A 16,428-nucleotide genomic window follows, 5' to 3' on the forward strand; every position below is an offset into this window, starting at 1 on the left:
ATATGGCACATAAATTGGCATTTATTGGATTTGGCGTGGTCGGTCAAGGATTAGCTGAAATTTTAAGAGATAAAAAAGAAGAGTTGCTGCAGGGCGAGGGATTTGAAGCGGAAATTGTGGCCATTTCTGATTTAATGAAGGGTTCCATCTATCATCCGAATGGCCTTGATATCGATACGGCTTTAAAAGTATTAAAAGAAACTGGCAATCTAGAAAATTATCCGTATACTGCAGGGCTTGTCACGGGATGGGATAGCCTCCAAACAATTCGTGAAACAAATGCAGATACAATTATTGAAGTTTCTTACACTGATGTGAAAACAGGTCAACCAGCTATTGATCATTGTAAAGCTGCATTTGAGAATGGAAAAAATGTTGTCATGACAAATAAAGGTCCTGTAGCGCTGGCATATAAAGAATTGGCTGAACTGGCTGATAAGCACGGAGTTCATTGGGGATTTGAAGGCACAGTGATGAGCGGGACTCCTGCATTAAGGATGCCAATCGCAACATTGGCAGGAAATGACATAACAGAAATACGCGGAATTTTAAACGGCACAACGAACTACATCCTTACAAAAATGGAGATAGAGGGTGTGTCTTACACGGAAGCATTAAAAGAAGCACAAGAGCTTGGCTATGCTGAAGCAGACCCTGCAAGTGATGTGGAAGGATATGATGCAAGATATAAAATTGTCATTTTATCCAACTATATTATGAACGCTCCACTTTTAGTAGATGAGGTATCATGCCAGGGAATTACGAAGATAACCCTAGAAGATATTGAAGAAGCAAAAGCAGAAGGAAAGCGTTGGAAGCTATTAGCAAAAGCATCTAAAAATGGCGATAAGGTAATTGCATCGATTGCTCCGGAAAAAGTCGATCTGACGGATCCTCTTGCTTCAATAAGTGGGGCTACAAACGCGATTACGTATGAATGTGATCTTTTAGGAACAGTAACTTTAAGTGGAGCAGGTGCTGGGAAGGTTGAAACAGGCTTCTCACTTCTAATCGATTTAATAAACATTAATCGTCAAAAACAATTAGTAAAAAAATGAGCGAAAGGTGGTAATGGTATGCCAACTCAACTAACTGGCCAAAAGATGTTTCTTGCAGGGAAATGGGTGAAATCTGATCGAACAATTGAGGTTCGTGATCCTCAAGATAACAGTATTATCGATATAGTACCTGCTGCTTCAGCAGAAGATATGATGAATTGCATTGAAGAAGCGAAGGATGGAGCAAAAATTGCAGCATCAATGCCTGTTCATGAACGGATGCGAATTGTTCATGCGGCTGCTGATTATATCGAAAATCATGCGGAAAAGTATGCTCGGACAATTGCTAGAGAAGGCAGCAAAACCATTCGCGAAGCCACAATAGAAGTGGCCAGATGTATCCAAACACTCCGGATAAGTGCAGAAGAAGCAAGACGAATTCACGGTGAGACGATTCCATTTGACCAAATGCCAGGAAGTGAAAATCGGGTTGGATATTTTTATCGCTTTCCCATTGGGATTATTGGAGCAATAACACCTTTTAATGACCCATTAAACCTTGTAGCACACAAGGTAGGGCCGGCAATTGCATCTGGAAATGCAATTATCGTAAAACCTGCAACGGTTACGCCGCTTAGTGCACTTTTGCTTGCCGAAGCCTTCGCTGAAGCTGGACTTCCATCGAAAGTGTTATCCGTAATCACTGGCTATGGAAGCGAGATTGGAGATGTCCTTGTCACACATCCCGCCATTCGAATGATTTCGTTTACAGGAGGCCTTGAGGCAGGAGAAGAAATTTCGCGAAAAGCTGGCTTGAAAAAGATCAGTATGGAGCTTGGTTCCAATTCACCTGTAATCGTCTTGGAAGATGCCGATATAGAAGCTGCAGTTGAATCGACAGTCTCCGGATCTTTTTGGGCAGCTGGCCAAAACTGTCTAGGTGTTCAGCGTATTTATGTTCAAGAAAGCATTTTGGAAGCATTTCAAGAGAAATTCGTTAAAACCACAAAGGAATACAACATTGGCGATAAACAATCAGAGCTAACAGATATGGGACCACTTATTACTGAAAAAGAAGCAGTGCGTGTTGAAAGAATGGTCAATGAAGCAATCGAAAAAGGTGCTGTTCTATTAACAGGTGGCAAACGTAATGGAGCATTTTATTCTCCAACCGTTTTAACCGATGTTCCTGAAAACTGTACGATTGCAAAAGAGGAAATCTTTGGTCCAGTTGTCCTTCTTTATTCAGTTTCTGATCTTGATACAGCGATTCGGAAATCAAATGATGTGGATTATGGCTTACAAGCAGGAGTCTTTACGAATGATTTAGGAAAAGCTCACAAAGCAATTGCTAAGATGGACGTGGGTGGGATTATGATTAACGATAGTAGCGATTACCGTATTGATGCAATGCCATTCGGAGGCACGAAAAATTCCGGACTAGGACGTGAAGGTATCAAATTTGCAATTGAAGAAATGACAGAACAGAAAGTCGTTTGTTTTAAATTATCTAATTGATAATCTACTTTGAGAAATAGTTGAAAGGGAAAATGCTGCGAATGCATGCTTCCCTTTCAACTATTTAACACCAGAAAATTCACTTATTAATTATCACACCCTGTATGTGGCAACTACAGGAATTGAAATAGATCCTTTTTAGGAAAAAAGTGATAAAGGATGGTTTATTTGAGAAAAAAAGATTATCCTAATACGGTTTTTAAAGTTTCGGCCATAATTGTTGCTCTTTTTGCGATTTGGGGTGTCATTTCACCCGAGAGTATGACAAGAAATGCTTCTGCTGTTGCAGGCTTTATTAATCATTCATTCGGCTGGTTTTACTTGGCGTCTGTTGCATGTTTTGTAGTCTTTTGTTTATACCTTGCATTCAGTAAATACGGAAACATTAAACTCGGACAGGAAGATGAGAAACCGGAATTTTCTTTTTTTGCTTGGATCAGTATGTTATTTGCAGCTGGATTTGGAGCAGGTGTAGTCTTTTGGGGGGTTGCAGAGCCACTTACCCATTTTGCTAATCCGCCAATTGATAGTATTGAACCTAAATCCGCAGAAGCTGCACGAGTTGCAATGAATTACTCCTTTTTCAACTGGGGATTGCATCAATGGTCTGTTTTTACAATTGTTGGCTTAGCGTTAGCTTATTTTCAATTTCGCAAAAAAAGCAAGTTGCTTGTAAGTGAGACACTCGACGGAGTTTTAAAGAAAAAGGGACGCAGTAAGATTAAGACATTAGTTAACATTCTTGCTGTCATTGCTACAGTTACAGGGGTTGCTACGTCATTGGGTATGGGAGTTTTACAAATAAATGGTGGACTAAATCATGTTTTCTCCTTACCTGACAATGTATGGATGCATGTAGGAATCGTCGGCGTTATGTTTATGCTTTATACGTTATCGGCGATTACCGGGGTAAAAAAGGGAATTAAAATTTTAAGCAATATAAACTTAGTTTTAGTTATTGGATTTATGATATTCTTCCTATTTAAGGGACCGACTGTTTTTATTTTAGAAAGTTTTGTACTTGCAATAGGGGATTATTTAAATAATTTTGTAGAAATGAGTTTTTATCTTACACCATATACTGGTGATCCATGGGTACATGATTGGACTGTATTTTATTGGGCGTGGGTTATTTCCTGGTCCCCTTTTGTTGGCTCATTTGTTGCTCGCATATCAAAAGGAAGAACAATTCGAGAATTTATTATTGGAGTTTTAATCATTCCTCCTGTCATTGCATTTATGTGGATGGCTATTCTCGGAGGAACTGGATTATATCTGGATTTATTCCAAAATACAGCTCTTTCGGATGCAGTTTCCCAAGATGTAGCAAGAGCTATATTTGTATTATTGCAAGAATCTCCGTTTTATGGATTATTGTCTGTGCTAATGCTTGTTTTAATTATGATATTTTTAGTTACATCCGCCGATTCCACAATTTATGTACTTGGAATTATGTCATCGGATGGAAATGAAAATCCTTCAAACGGTTTGAAAATCATCTGGGGAGTACTAATCGCTGCGATTACCGCTGTATTAATTGTGAGCAGTGGATTAGGAGGATTGCAATCGGTCGCATTAATTACTGCGCTTCCATTTACAGTAATTATGATCTTGATTAGTATATCGCTATTTAAAAATTTACACCGTGAGAAAAAAGCTAGTAAAACAGAAGAGAATCTTCCTCCATTGCAAAAAAAGGCGCAATAGTACCAAAACAACTAATTGGCATTTTGAAAAAGAATACTGTAAACAAAGACAACAGTTACTACTTTGTTTACAGTATTCTTTTGTTATTAAATGAAGAGGAAATGTTCTCATCATGAAATAGAAAAAACATGAGGAGATCTAAACGAGCAGTATTTCCACCTGTTCACTTACTATTTCATGTCATAGGGATCTCATCCATCCCACTGATCAGACCAACAACGTATCCATCCCTAAATAATTCAAGGCCTCAATTAACATCATAAACATTGAATTTCCGGATAAGCTGTTTGTGGAAGTGGAAAGCGCCCTGACTATCTAGCAACTAAAAAGACGAAGCGTCCGCAGGGTAGTTGCGGATGCTTCGTCTTTATTGTTGAGAATCATCGTCTTCGTCATCTGTTTCTTTTTCCCCGGGACTGATCACTTCGATTTGCATATTGTTTCCATCCGTTTCAGGCGGCGTTTCTTCCACTTTATCAGCTTCTGGGCTGTCTGAAAGGAAGAAAGCCAATGCCACTGTAAGTGCAAACAGTGAAACCACCATGAGTCTTCGCAGTTTTCCCATATCTCACAACTTCCCTTTTTTTCCATGTAATATAATTGTAACAATCAAAAGGAGTAGTGTAAATATTATAAACGTCACGAATTTTGCGGCTTACTCTATAATACCCGATAGGCCCGGCGAAATGTTTGATTGGTTCATCTAAGCCCAGGTCCATACCGTTGAAGGGGACAGACGGCCCATTAATAAGCTGTAGCACACACGATCATTCTATCAGGATAAAAATAATCTGTACTTCCTTGCGATCAAGGGTGTACAGATTTTTTATTACTGCGTAAAATTTGAAGTGTTGTTTGATTCGAATAAAGCATCGCCATGAGGAGGTTGCGTATGAAAAAATGGTCTATATTCTTAGTATTCATCCTAGTAATCCTCTTGATTTCAATCAAGGCCTATCTGGATACCACTGAGTTTAAAGTGAACAGGGTACAGTTTCACAGTGATAAACTTCCAGAGAACGTGGAATTTACCGTTTTGCAGATCAGTGATCTACATAATAAGGTGTTTGGCCATGATAATCAAGAATTGATCGAAACGGTGAACCAGTCGAATGCCGACATAGTTGTTATGACAGGGGACATCATCGATAGGAAGACAGATGATTTCCAAGATGTTTTCACGTTGGTCGAGGGAATTACGGACAGTGGACAGGATGTGTTCTTTGTGACCGGCAATCATGAACAGGATCATGACAATATGGAGGAATTCTTAGACGGCCTGCGGGAGCGGAATGTCACGGTGCTGGACAACCGAAACACACAGGTCAGGGTGGAAGGTGTGACAGTCAATCTGGCTGGTGTCGCCGATTCTTCCACAGACCATGAAGATATCGAGCGGGCTTTTGCCGGCCTCCAGCCAGAATCATATACCATCCTGCTATCACATTCACCAGGGATAATGGGAAAATATCGGAATATCCCCGCCGACCTCATTTTGAGCGGGCATACACATGGCGGCCAGGTGAGATTGCCGTTTATTGGTCCAATAGTTGCGCCGGAGCAGGGGCTCTTCCCGGAGTTCGATCAAGGGGTGTTTGAAACGGGCCGCAACCAATACCTGTATATTGACAGCGGGCTCGGGACGAGTGTAGCTCCCATCCGATTTCTGAATAAAAGCCAATTGAGTTTAATTACGATAACCGGCAGTGATTAATTCAACGTGGACTTTTTCGGAAGAACATCTTGTTAGAGAAAGTGAAATAGAAACGGTAGACTGGGTGTGGAGAGTGACAAAGGAACTTCGCTTAAAAATAGAAAACAGGTGAGAAAATGGCACAAAATCAAGCAATGAATGGAAAAATTAAGCAGGATAATTATAAGATATTCGCTCTATTAAGCAATTATTTGAACAATGCACCGGACTTTATCGACGAAGAAGAAGTGGAGGATATCGCAGAGAGCGGTGTGTCTAAGGAATATGCTTTTTCTGTGATATTGGCTGCCGCTTTCGGTTTGGATGTGGTGGACAATAAAGCGGACAGGGACCTGTTCAACAACTATTTCCAGCAGATGATCCACCAGCTGGATGCAGATGAATATTCCAGCAATCCATACTACAGGAATATTAATATACCGACATGGAAAACCGGCAATAGCGAACTACGGTATGAGAAATACAAGCCGTACGAAGGGTTTGTCTGCGATGATATCATCCAGACGAAAGAGGGGCGGCAGATTCCGCAGGTTGGGTTTTTTGACAGGGAATTCAGCTTTCCCGCCATCCTGGAGAATGGGCGGATCTGGATGACGATCACACCGAATGAGATAGAAACGATGAAGGAGCCCGTCGACCAAGCGTTTGGCCATGTGCTTACCTATGGACTCGGGCTCGGGTATTATGCCTATATGGTTTCCGAGAAAGATAAGGTGGAAAGTGTGACGGTGGTGGAAAGCAACCAGCATGTCATTGATTTATTCAAAAAGCATATTCTGCCGCAATTTGCTTATAGAGAAAAGGTGGAGATCATCCAAGCCGACGCCTTCGACTATGCAGAGAAACAGATGGCGGAGGGCAGCTATGATTTTGTCTTCACTGATTTGTGGCATGATGTCTCGGATGGGATCGATATGTATTTGAGGATGAAAGAATATGAAAAGTTGAACCCTGATATGGCGTTCTCTTATTGGATCGAGAAGTCTATATTATGTTATTTGTGATGGGTGTTTAGAAAGGGGCTTCCGGACTCTTGTTTAGTGGAATTGCAAGTTTTGCACAGCATCATGGAGCTTGGGGGAGAAACAATAGACAAGTTATGAGGGATTACCAGCTTACCATGTAAATAAAAGAGTCTGTGTCTATAATATTAAACTTCATAGCGGAAAGAGCGGACGAAGCACTAAACCAGCGGAGGAAATATACGTAGACTCCTGCGGGAGGAAAGGCCTAGGCGAGACAACGCAGTGCGTAGCACAAGGTGGCTCACCAGCCGCCCGCGGAAAGCGAAGTATATTTCCGCAGCGATTTTTTCCGCTCCATGAGGTTTCCGGTTTTCCGAAGTTTAAGGTTCTTTTCATGTACGATCCTTGTCTTCTATATCAGATTTGTTTGCGAAATACTCGCCGATACGTGATTCATTGATCCCTTTCATTACTGCCGCTGCCACCACCAGATATAGAATATATAAAGTGAATACATAAAAAATGAGTGATACTAAAGCTCCCATGTTGTTCCCTCCCAACTTATATAAGTTTCTGATTTCCAATTTACCATAAACTTCCACATCTATTAAAAAGGGGCACAAATCAAGTAGATGATTTGTACCCCTCTCTTCTTTTCTATTACTACTAGCTTCCTGCAGGTACAGCCTCTTCAGATAGTACGCTGTTCAGCTTGCGGTAATTGGTGGATACCGAGCTGAGCGAGACGTTGTATTCCTCGGCAATCTGCTTCTGGGAAGCGGGCTGCTTGAGGTATTTTTTCTGGACGAGGTAGTCCATGGCGGCTGCATAGGACTCCAGCTTTTTGAGCGTCGGAGCCTCTATTCGGCAATACTCATGCCATAGGCTGATCCCTTTTAGAATCACTTCGTCGTCCATGTCCTTTTCGACCATCTGGTCTGTAAACTGCTGGGCCACTTCCTCATGGGTAGGCTTGGACCATTCAAAACGGTTGATGCCAACATCGAGCGCCTCCGCTAGGAAGTCAGGGAAGTGATCCATCAGGCCGCCGGTTTTGCTGGAATAATCGGTCAGGAGCTGTTCCAGTGCATCGCGGTCCGGGCGGTACAGCTTGATGATCGTATGAAGGAAGTTATAATAGCTTCCCAACGGAACAAGTGTCCCGACCAGTAGAGTACCTTCGACATATTCATCCGGACTGATCGGTGCCTGGTATGTCTGTCCATCCCGGATATCCCGGATGGTGGCCCATGAGCCGTCCTGCAGGTTTGTCTCCAGCACTTCGTAGACCGATGGTGCGATCTCTGGCCAGACGTCCAACTTATCCTTGGCTGCCGGCGAGGTGCCAGCTGCATGCTGTCGGTAGAATTCCTGGTAGATTGTTTGGTTGTTTTTCAGTAGAGGAGCATGAAGGATGACCCACTGAACAAGCCCGGCATCATAGAGATCTGCAGTCCCTTCATCCATGTTGTCCGGTTTATATTGGTCGATCTCATGTTGGATGGCCTTCTGATGCTTATTCGTGGAAATAGATAGAAGTTCCTCGTGGATTCGATTCAATTCAGCATCCAGTTTCTTCAGTCTGTCGGCCTCTTTTGCCTGTGGGGACCCACAGCATTTTTTGTGTTTTTTACCGCTCCCGCATGGGCAGGGCTTATTTCTTTCAATCTTGCTCATTGTACAGGCACCCCTTGCTTATGTAATTGCCCTTTTAATTATGAAGGAAATTAGTAGATTACTCAAGTGAAGACTTTTTTCATGGGGGATGGAGCGGAATTAGAGTTTAGGATGTCCTATTATATATTGGTATTTTTATAGAGGAGTTGTCGCTCGTCGCCCGGGTTGAAGAGTTGAGGCCCGAGTGGGAGGCGGTGGCGCCCGAGTAGGAGGTGCTGGGGCCTGAGTAGAGTGGTTGAGGCCCGAGTAGGAGTGGTTGGAGCCCGAGTGTATATCATCTAGTATTTTATGACATTTTTTACCAAAAGTCACTAATATTATGACCATCACTGTAGTACGATAGGATCGCGTCCTTTTAGACTTAGAGTGCGGACTTATTTTTTATTCTTAAACTTACGAATGGATAGGCGGTTATACTATGAAAGTGATTTATTTAAGCAAGGTGCCGGTGCTGAGGAATGTCATGGACATGCTCGAGGAGCAGAGGGATGTGAATGTGCTGGTTGCCTTGGAATATACGGGCGATGCTGTCGAGGAGCTTCTCCAGGAGGCGCCAGATGTGGTGGTATGGGATACGAAAGATATTCCCCGTGTGGAAGTGCTGGTGATGATCAATGGTTTAAAGGAGCGGAATTCTGGTATTTCTGTGATCTTGCTGACTTCACCGCTTAGCGAAGATGAATTTCTTTATCATTTGACGATCAAAGCTGATGGGCTGATTTCGCGGGAGGAGAATCCGGCGGAGGAGGCGGTCAAGGCGCTTAAGGCCGTCCGGGAAGGTGGATTCGTCATGCCTAAACGGAATCTGAAAGAATTCGTTCAGCAGCTGAAGGAGCTGGAGAACGCCGAGCAACGGTGAATTCAGGGCGGGGAGGAGCAGCACGGGTAGTTTCTAAAAGTCATATTCTGTCCGTGCGCCTTTTCTGGTTCTTGTTAATCTTCCGCTCATGGAAGATAACATCCTCAAGTTCCCAGAGGAGTAATTACCGCCTAAAATGCCATACCACTTCAAATTAGGATTTTTTTCCTCTGTTTCCAATCCCCTTCGCTCCAACTCTAGCTTTTACTTTCCCCTACTTTATGTAAATTTATGCACCATTTCTCTCCGTAAGAGCGCCTATTTTACAATTACTTTCTTGCCTTCTCTGAGGGAGGTTCTTTGGAATATGGCAGTTGAAGAATTGTATTTCCTGGAGAATAGGCAGGAGGTTATTTTCTCATAGCTACGGATGGGCAGGATTTTGTCGAAGTTTTTTCCTGTTTTATACCTTGCACTTTGTTCAAAAATAACTATACAAATGTTATAATCTACGGAGGGACTGTAATAATAAGGTACAGTTCTTATTAAATAAAGGATGTAATCATATGCAAAATAGGACCATGGAATCCGTGATAGCAAGTTCTACGGGGAAGCTTTTGCGTGACCATTTCGGTAAGGGCCCGGAAGCACTTTATGTGACGGTGGCCAAGCCGTTCATTACTATTTATTTGCGCAATTTCCTTGCCCCTATGGAAAAAGTGCTGCTGGATATAGAAAATGAAGTGAAAGTTCAGGACACACGTGATGTATTGATGGAAAAAATAATTCCGGAAATGAATACGATTCTTTCTGCGGAAACCGGGGAGAAGATGGCCCATATTTATTATGACTGGTCTTTCCCCAATCAAAGCGGATTGATTTTTGCAGAGATGGAGACAGAGGAACCGGTGACTGAGGAGGATTATGACTATCCAGCCAGGTCCATGGTTCATCAGGAAATCGACCGGATTACCAGGGAAGCACAAAAGCCGCCACATGCATTAAGATCGTATATGCTGAATTCCCGTACATTATTCACCAAACGTGAGGATATTCTTGTCATGATCGAGCAGGAGCTGATCAATTCCGGATTCGAGGAGGAACTTCGCCTGACTAAGCGTAGGCTGGAAAAGAGGCTCCTAAATATCGGTTTTCTGGAAGCCGAGCTCGGACAGAAAATCGAGGATGTATTTGTGGATTGGAATTTTGAAGAGGATACAGGCTATATGATATTCATACTCAAATAAAAATAGACAGCCTTTGGCAGGAATAACCGGACAATAGTGCCGGCTTATAAGCCGAAAAGAGTGACACTCTTTTCGGCTTTTTTATTTGATAGGAAAAAAGTACCAGGAACGTACAACAGGGGATTAGATACGAGCGAGGTGATTATTTGTATAAAATCATCGCACAAGCAGGAAATCAGGCAGAGATCTACCTGGCCATTGAAGGAGAGATGCTCCGTTTCGAAACATATGAAGAGGCAGAACAGTTTCTGGAGCAGGCACAGGATGAAATGTCTCTCCCGAAAAGCTATCAATTGACGATTGTAAAGGAGTAGGGCTGAGGTGGGAAATCCCAGCCCGGCCTCCCAACACAATGGAGATGCCATTTTTTGCGAAAAGGCGGATGGTTGTCAGCAAGTAGAGCCATGACCTCAGGCAGCGCCTAGACGGAGGGAGAGCATGATGGCTGCTTTATGCAACAGTAGCATCAGGGTGCCCGCAAACAGCTGGTCCCAGCGGGTGTTGAAAGGCGGTGGGAGCAGATTCAATGTTCCGACTGATTCCGGCAGGCACAGGTAGGCAGTCAGCTCGGACAGGTATGGGTTGGATGTTTCGTCGATCACCGCAAGGAAGATGAACATCAGGCATGCCGGCATTAAGACGATGCTGCTTAGCCATGCATATTTTTTCAAGTGCTCCTTGCTGAAGCGCTGTGCGGGGGTAGGAGATACGATCGGCAGCCACATGCTGATGGCTAACACCAGAAGCAGGACCGAATAAGCATGCTGCAGGCCGGTGTGCTGGGTGATTGCCGACAACACTGGCGGCATATGATACAACAGGAAAAATAAGGAAAATAGTAATAAGGCAGGCTTTGGCGGCAGGATGAGTCTCTTTAGCACCGGAGTGGATAAAATTTTTTCAAACAGGGATGCCGGGGTCCCAGCCAGCATCAATGGCAGTATGATGAAATAGAGGAGGCTCATCTGAATCATATGCAGGCTGAAGGGTAGGTGGTTGGTGGCTGCCTGTCAACACATAGAAAAGACAGAGTGAGGAATAGAACAAAAGCGGCTACTTGTTGGATGGTTGGTGAGAGGGAAGATTCCTTTGAAAATAATAATAAGCGAAAGCAATTACGACGGTTACGGCCAACAGCGGGGTATTCCAAACCACCAGTTCGGGAAGAAAGAGTTCGAACAGCATGTTATCCTCCTTCTTTCTTGGTGTGTTTCTGAAACAGTCCGATTCTGAAGTTTATACAGGTAAGTTGAAGGGTAGAATAAGAATGTAAAATGGTATCGGTAAGAGGCTCGCCCCAAATAAAGGTATACGACTGCGTGACACAATCCCTAAGCTTGCTTTTTCCCTCATTCGACAATAATCCACAAATTGCTCACATCTTATCCACAACTATCCACAGACATATCCACAAAAAACCGGGCCTGAGCCCGGTTTTCCACATTTCTTTCCTTTATCCAGTTAAGTTATAAACAACCCTAGAATCAATGCAACTCCTAGGCCGACGAGCCCGATGAGCGTTTCCATGACGGTCCAGGTTTTCAAGGTGTCTTTTACGTCGAGCCCGAAGAATCGGTTGACGAGCCAGAAGCCGGAGTCATTCACGTGTGACAGTACGGTGGCACCGGCTGCGATGGAGATGACGATGAGTCCCAGTGCCGGGCCTTCCATTCCGGTAATTTCGATGACCGGAGAGATGAGGCCGGCTGCAGTCACCATCGATACCGTGGCGGATCCTTGTGCCACGCGGACGACGGCTGCTATCAGGAATGCCAGCAGAATCGGCGGCAGCGGTGAGCCTGCCATCATTTCACCGAGGACGTCACCGACGCCGGAGTCGATCAGCACCTGCTTGAACACCCCACCGGCACCGGTTATAAGAATGATGATACCGGCCGGTTCCAGTGCTTTGGTGGCGATATCCTGAACTTCCTGCCTGCTGTATCCCCGTTTTGTTCCGAGGAATGTGAATGTCAGCAGGGTGGCAATGGTCAGCGCGACAATCGGGTTACCAATGAAGGTGGTGATTTCCCGGACTGTGTGACCTTCAGCGAACACTACTGTGGATAAGGTGTTGATAAGAATCAGCACAAGCGGAACTAGAATGATGGTGGCGATCATGCCGAAGCCCGGCAGATCTTTTTCATATTCTTTGTCCTCAAAATTCATGTAGTCCGGTACGGTCGCATGGATGCGCTTGGCAATGTAGCGGCCGAACAGCGGTCCAGCGATGATCATGGACGGAATACCTGCAATTATACCGAAGAGAATGACCCATCCGAGTTCGGCGCCAATCAGGTTGGCAACGGCAATCGGCCCCGGGGTCGGCGGTATGTAGCTGTGTGTGACGGCAAGTCCGGCAAGGAGCGGAATTCCGAAGTACAGCAGGGATTTCCCGGTTTTCTTGGCAAGTCCATACACAATCGGCACAAGGATAATGAAACCGACATCAAAAAATACCGGAATGGCGACTAGGAAACCAGCAATACCCAGTGCCCACTGGGAGCGGTCCTCGCCGAATTTCTGCAGCAGGGTTTGTGCCAAGCGTTCGACCCCGCCGGAGACTTCCAGCATTTTCCCGAACATGGCGCCAAGTCCGACGACGATGGCGACGAAGCCAAGTGTGCCTCCCATTCCGTTTTCTACGGTTTCTATTACTTCATCCAGCGGCATGCCCGCGGCGATACCGACTAGTAGACTGACAATCATTAGTGATACAAACGCGTGCAGCTTGGTACGGATTACTAGATATAATAGCCCAAAAATCCCAGCTACAGCGATAAGAATTAGCATAGTAGATGACATGTAGCCCTTCCCCCTCTGTTATTGTCTAAATCTGTCAGATGTTGATAAAATTTCTGCAAAACTTATAATACATGAAAATTATTTCCTTTGCAATCGGTTTCAAGAAAAATATTTTTCTTTACATAGCTTTATAAAAAATATTTTCCTTTTATCCGTTTTCATATTATGATAGAAAAGCAGAAAAAACGGAAGGGGAGAGCACATGGACATCAAGGAAAACAAGCATTGTCTGATCCGTATCCGCTCCAATTATCCATCGTTCACCCAAACGGAACGTCGGGTGGCCGATTATATCATGGAGCACCCGCAGCGGGTTGTAAATGGAAGCATTAATGAAGTGGCGGACGACATCGGCATCGCGGTTTCCACGGTGTTCCGCTTTTGCAAGACCATCGGCTTCAAAGGCTACCAGGCCATGAAAATTGTCCTCGCCACTGAAATTAACGGCCCGGAAAACGGCCGGCAGGAATCCATTGCGGAAACGGACAATGAAGCAAAAGTGACAGAAAAAATTTTCCGTGAAAATATGAAAACATTGGAAGAGACACTCGGGGTCCTGGATATGGAAGCGGTTCGCGCGGCAGTGGAATTGCTGACCGGCGCGAGAAAGGTGGAGTTCTTCGGGTTCGGCGGCTCCAATTTAATTGCAATGGAAGCCTATCTCAAATTGATCCGTACCGGCATCCCGGTCTATGCCCAGTCCGACTCCCATATGCAGGTAGTCTCTGCCTCTCAGATGACCGACTCGGATGTCGCCGTGCTTATCTCACACTCCGGCGCCACCCGCGATATCCTCGATGTCCTGGATACATTGAAAGACCAGCAGGTGAAAACCATCGCCATCACCAACTTCTCCAAATCCCCGCTCAGCGGGCGCGCGGATGTCGTGCTCACCACCGTCGCCCGGGAGACTGACTACCGGCCGGAAGCCATGTCCTCTCGCCTCGCCCAGCTCAGTATCCTCGACGCCCTGTACGTGAACGTGCTCGTCGCACAAAAGGAGAAAGGGAAGACTGCCCTCGGCAAGGTGCGGAAAGCGATCGCCGGCAAGCGGATATAGGATGGACATATGATGGCGTAGTGGCAGGGCGCGGCACCAGCAACTCGCGCTGCGCCCCGCCGTACTCGGGCCGCAACACTCTCAACTCGGTCGCCATCCCGCCGCACTCGGGCCATGCCACCCCCAACTCGGGCCCCAGCCTCCAAACCTAAACTCGAATCAGACATTGTGGACATGCTGAGGCTGGCGGGAAGCTGTCCACATGGCCTGGGGAGCTGGGGCTTGATGCGACACAGGATCCTGAGCTAGTCCAGGAATTTGCGAGATTGCTGCCAAGGAATGGCGGGCTACCGGCATGCACAAGATTTACGGCTATATGGCTGATGTGTTGACCGAGCCGCGCTGGACCCGTACGGACGGGACATTTAGTGAGAAGGCAGAGCTTGCAGCCGACATGACCCGCTCGATTGTGGAAGGGTTCCAGGGGGAAGAGCTGGATGAAAATAGCGTGTCCCTGACCATTAAGCACTTTGCGGCGGCCCGCGTCTGAATGGTACCGATCCGCATCATGACTGGGGAAAAACGAATGTCTATCCGACCGGGGCAGCCTATATGACTATCATCCGTCGCCATTTGAAGCCGTCATAGAGGCTGGTACGACATCGATCATGCCGTACTATGGTAATGCCGGTGAATGACGGAAGTGCCACGCAGCTGCCTAAGCGTGCTCCAAGCGGAACTGGACGAATTAACGGAAGTTTGGAAGTAAATAGGATGAAGGAAGCGGAGATGCTGCTACGGCGGTGTCTCCGCTTTTTTGCCCAGGGAAATGATAGGGTTGCCGTGATAGCTGGTGGATAGTCACGGCCAATCTAAAGTGCTTAAGCGAACTCATAACTACCGAAAACCACAGAAGCCGTGCTTCCATGGGAGGGGGGCCTCATGAAAAGCACGGCTTCTATGGCTAATATGGATTCTAAGCTATCCTGCTTTATGTCTGGTGGAGCTGACGACCCGGTATTTCCCATGGGCGACGACGGTATTGGGATAGCTACTGACTTTTTCCCAGTTATGCATGACGGAAGACAGGTCCACAATCACGCTGTTTTTGCATTTGGACGGCAGCACCTTCCCCCGCAAAAGTATTCCTTCCCTAATGAACTCTACCATATCTCCGGGTGTTGCCTTTTTCTCATCTGGGTGAAACATAAGTCATCCTCCTTTAGGAAATTGGAAAAAGATGTGTTTTCTCGCTGTTATTCTGAAATAGCTTCGCAAATGCCTCTTTCTTCAGGTAGTAATCCCTTCCGGCTACTATATCTTCCTTCATTGTCTCCAGCTCCTGTACCAGCTGGTTCATTTTTTCCGCCTGCTCCTTCTGCTGCTGCTCCAATCTTTCCAGCAGCTTTTCTTGGCTCGCGACATTGGAGACGGTGATGCCGAGCGTCTGCATCACGGTCAGCATGCTCCCTTTATAGTTTCCCTGATCTAAATGCGATTTTATTTTATTGATGGATGTATCGGTTGTGACAGGAAAACATTTATTATCCAGCATTTCTGTGATCTGGTCATTTGAATAATTCTGCTCCTTGCATGCCTTGATGAAGTTCAGGATATCAATCGCCTCCAATTGGTAGTAGGTGGCATCAGACTGTTTCGATGTCGGTACATATTGCTTGAATTCCATGATCCAGCGCACTCCCGTATCCAAGGGAATGCCAACGATATGGCATAGGCCATTGATACTCAGCAATTCCAATGCATTTCACCGTCTTTCTATCTGGTATTTGCTTCATTGGATTTCCCTCAGTTTTAATCATATAAGCCGACCGTGGTATAAATTCGTGAAAAGTGTGGTAAAAGTAAGGGATTTCTATTAAGGAATGTTTACAGGTGGGGGTGGTTGAGGCTTGGGTGAGCGGTGGCTGCCGCCCGAGTGAGAGGTGGTGGGGCCCGAGTGGGAGTGGCTGCCGCCCGAGTGAGCAGTTGCGACGCCCG

17 protein-coding genes and 1 pseudogene are annotated in these 16,428 nt (G+C 45.4%); 10 read left to right on the forward strand and 8 right to left on the reverse strand.

Annotated features, from left to right (window positions below; translation table 11 throughout):
• The first annotated feature begins 2 nt into the window (after positions 1 to 2).
• From ACFODW_RS13915 to ACFODW_RS13925, 3 genes are all read left to right on the forward strand, one after another.
• Positions 3 to 1,058: a homoserine dehydrogenase gene (locus ACFODW_RS13915; RefSeq protein ID WP_390307385.1), complete on the forward strand. Its 1,056-nt coding sequence runs from the start codon at positions 3 to 5 to the stop codon at positions 1,056 to 1,058.
• 18 nt (positions 1,059 to 1,076) lie between these two features.
• The gene (locus tag ACFODW_RS13920; RefSeq protein WP_390307386.1) at positions 1,077 to 2,516 is read left to right on the forward strand and encodes an aldehyde dehydrogenase family protein; all 1,440 of its coding nucleotides are present in this window, start codon (positions 1,077 to 1,079) and stop codon (positions 2,514 to 2,516) included.
• 159 nt (positions 2,517 to 2,675) lie between these two features.
• Positions 2,676 to 4,223: a BCCT family transporter gene (locus ACFODW_RS13925; protein WP_390307387.1), complete on the forward strand. Its 1,548-nt coding sequence runs from the start codon at positions 2,676 to 2,678 to the stop codon at positions 4,221 to 4,223.
• 367 nt (positions 4,224 to 4,590) lie between these two features.
• On the opposite strand, the gene ACFODW_RS13930 is transcribed toward ACFODW_RS13925, so the two are convergent.
• The gene (locus ACFODW_RS13930) at positions 4,591 to 4,788 is read right to left on the reverse strand and encodes a hypothetical protein (protein WP_390307388.1); all 198 of its coding nucleotides are present in this window, start codon (positions 4,786 to 4,788) and stop codon (positions 4,591 to 4,593) included.
• Between the two features lie 327 nt (positions 4,789 to 5,115).
• Here ACFODW_RS13930 and ACFODW_RS13935 point away from each other — a divergent pair, with 327 nt between their 5' ends.
• Positions 5,116 to 5,937, forward strand: a complete 822-nt coding sequence (locus ACFODW_RS13935) for a metallophosphoesterase (RefSeq protein WP_390307389.1) — start codon at positions 5,116 to 5,118, stop codon at positions 5,935 to 5,937.
• A gap of 116 nt (positions 5,938 to 6,053) precedes the next feature.
• On the forward strand, positions 6,054 to 6,941 hold the full coding sequence (locus ACFODW_RS13940) for a spermine/spermidine synthase domain-containing protein (RefSeq protein WP_390307390.1): 888 nt from the start codon (positions 6,054 to 6,056) through the stop codon (positions 6,939 to 6,941).
• A 353-nt stretch (positions 6,942 to 7,294) separates the two neighbouring features.
• On the opposite strand, the gene ACFODW_RS13945 is transcribed toward ACFODW_RS13940, so the two are convergent.
• Together ACFODW_RS13945 and ACFODW_RS13950 are read right to left on the reverse strand one after the other, a co-directional pair.
• Positions 7,295 to 7,447, reverse strand: a complete 153-nt coding sequence (locus ACFODW_RS13945; protein WP_390307391.1) for a hypothetical protein — start codon at positions 7,445 to 7,447, stop codon at positions 7,295 to 7,297.
• A gap of 121 nt (positions 7,448 to 7,568) precedes the next feature.
• The gene (locus ACFODW_RS13950) at positions 7,569 to 8,579 is read right to left on the reverse strand and encodes a YecA family protein (protein WP_390307392.1); all 1,011 of its coding nucleotides are present in this window, start codon (positions 8,577 to 8,579) and stop codon (positions 7,569 to 7,571) included.
• A 418-nt stretch (positions 8,580 to 8,997) separates the two neighbouring features.
• Here ACFODW_RS13950 and ACFODW_RS13955 point away from each other — a divergent pair, with 418 nt between their 5' ends.
• From ACFODW_RS13955 to ACFODW_RS13965, 3 genes are all read left to right on the forward strand, one after another.
• The gene (locus tag ACFODW_RS13955; protein WP_390307393.1) at positions 8,998 to 9,438 is read left to right on the forward strand and encodes a hypothetical protein; all 441 of its coding nucleotides are present in this window, start codon (positions 8,998 to 9,000) and stop codon (positions 9,436 to 9,438) included.
• Between the two features lie 506 nt (positions 9,439 to 9,944).
• Positions 9,945 to 10,625, forward strand: a complete 681-nt coding sequence (locus ACFODW_RS13960; RefSeq protein WP_390307394.1) for a Na-translocating system protein MpsC family protein — start codon at positions 9,945 to 9,947, stop codon at positions 10,623 to 10,625.
• A 146-nt stretch (positions 10,626 to 10,771) separates the two neighbouring features.
• Positions 10,772 to 10,939 (forward strand): hypothetical protein, encoded by a 168-nt coding sequence (locus tag ACFODW_RS13965; protein ID WP_390307395.1) that lies wholly within the window; start codon positions 10,772 to 10,774, stop codon positions 10,937 to 10,939.
• 96 nt (positions 10,940 to 11,035) lie between these two features.
• Here the strand turns inward: ACFODW_RS13965 and ACFODW_RS13970 are convergent.
• The 3 genes and pseudogenes from ACFODW_RS13970 to ACFODW_RS13980 all read right to left on the reverse strand — a co-directional run.
• Positions 11,036 to 11,614 (reverse strand): annotated as a pseudogene (locus tag ACFODW_RS13970) (cytochrome c oxidase assembly protein); the annotation flags it as partial.
• Between the two features lie 64 nt (positions 11,615 to 11,678).
• Positions 11,679 to 11,810, reverse strand: a complete 132-nt coding sequence (locus tag ACFODW_RS13975; RefSeq protein WP_390307396.1) for a hypothetical protein — start codon at positions 11,808 to 11,810, stop codon at positions 11,679 to 11,681.
• Positions 11,811 to 12,086: 276 nt separating this feature from the next.
• A complete protein-coding gene (locus tag ACFODW_RS13980; protein WP_390307397.1) occupies positions 12,087 to 13,430 on the reverse strand; it encodes a GntP family permease in 1,344 nt (447 codons plus the stop codon).
• A gap of 202 nt (positions 13,431 to 13,632) precedes the next feature.
• Here ACFODW_RS13980 and ACFODW_RS13985 point away from each other — a divergent pair, with 202 nt between their 5' ends.
• Together ACFODW_RS13985 and ACFODW_RS13990 are read left to right on the forward strand one after the other, a co-directional pair.
• Positions 13,633 to 14,490, forward strand: coding sequence for a MurR/RpiR family transcriptional regulator (locus tag ACFODW_RS13985; protein ID WP_390307398.1), 858 nt, complete (start codon positions 13,633 to 13,635; stop codon positions 14,488 to 14,490).
• Between the two features lie 265 nt (positions 14,491 to 14,755).
• Positions 14,756 to 14,980: a glycoside hydrolase family 3 N-terminal domain-containing protein gene (locus ACFODW_RS13990; protein WP_390307434.1), complete on the forward strand. Its 225-nt coding sequence runs from the start codon at positions 14,756 to 14,758 to the stop codon at positions 14,978 to 14,980.
• A 431-nt stretch (positions 14,981 to 15,411) separates the two neighbouring features.
• On the opposite strand, the gene ACFODW_RS13995 is transcribed toward ACFODW_RS13990, so the two are convergent.
• Both ACFODW_RS13995 and ACFODW_RS14000 read right to left on the reverse strand, forming a co-directional pair.
• Positions 15,412 to 15,639, reverse strand: a complete 228-nt coding sequence (locus ACFODW_RS13995) for a DUF2187 family protein (RefSeq protein ID WP_390307399.1) — start codon at positions 15,637 to 15,639, stop codon at positions 15,412 to 15,414.
• Positions 15,640 to 15,652: 13 nt separating this feature from the next.
• A complete protein-coding gene (locus ACFODW_RS14000; protein ID WP_390307400.1) occupies positions 15,653 to 16,189 on the reverse strand; it encodes a MerR family transcriptional regulator in 537 nt (178 codons plus the stop codon).
• Between the last annotated feature and the right edge of the window lie 239 nt (positions 16,190 to 16,428).

The organism is Virgibacillus sediminis (genome assembly GCF_042643265.1).
Taxonomy (GTDB): domain Bacteria; phylum Bacillota; class Bacilli; order Bacillales; family Amphibacillaceae; genus Virgibacillus_O; species Virgibacillus_O sediminis.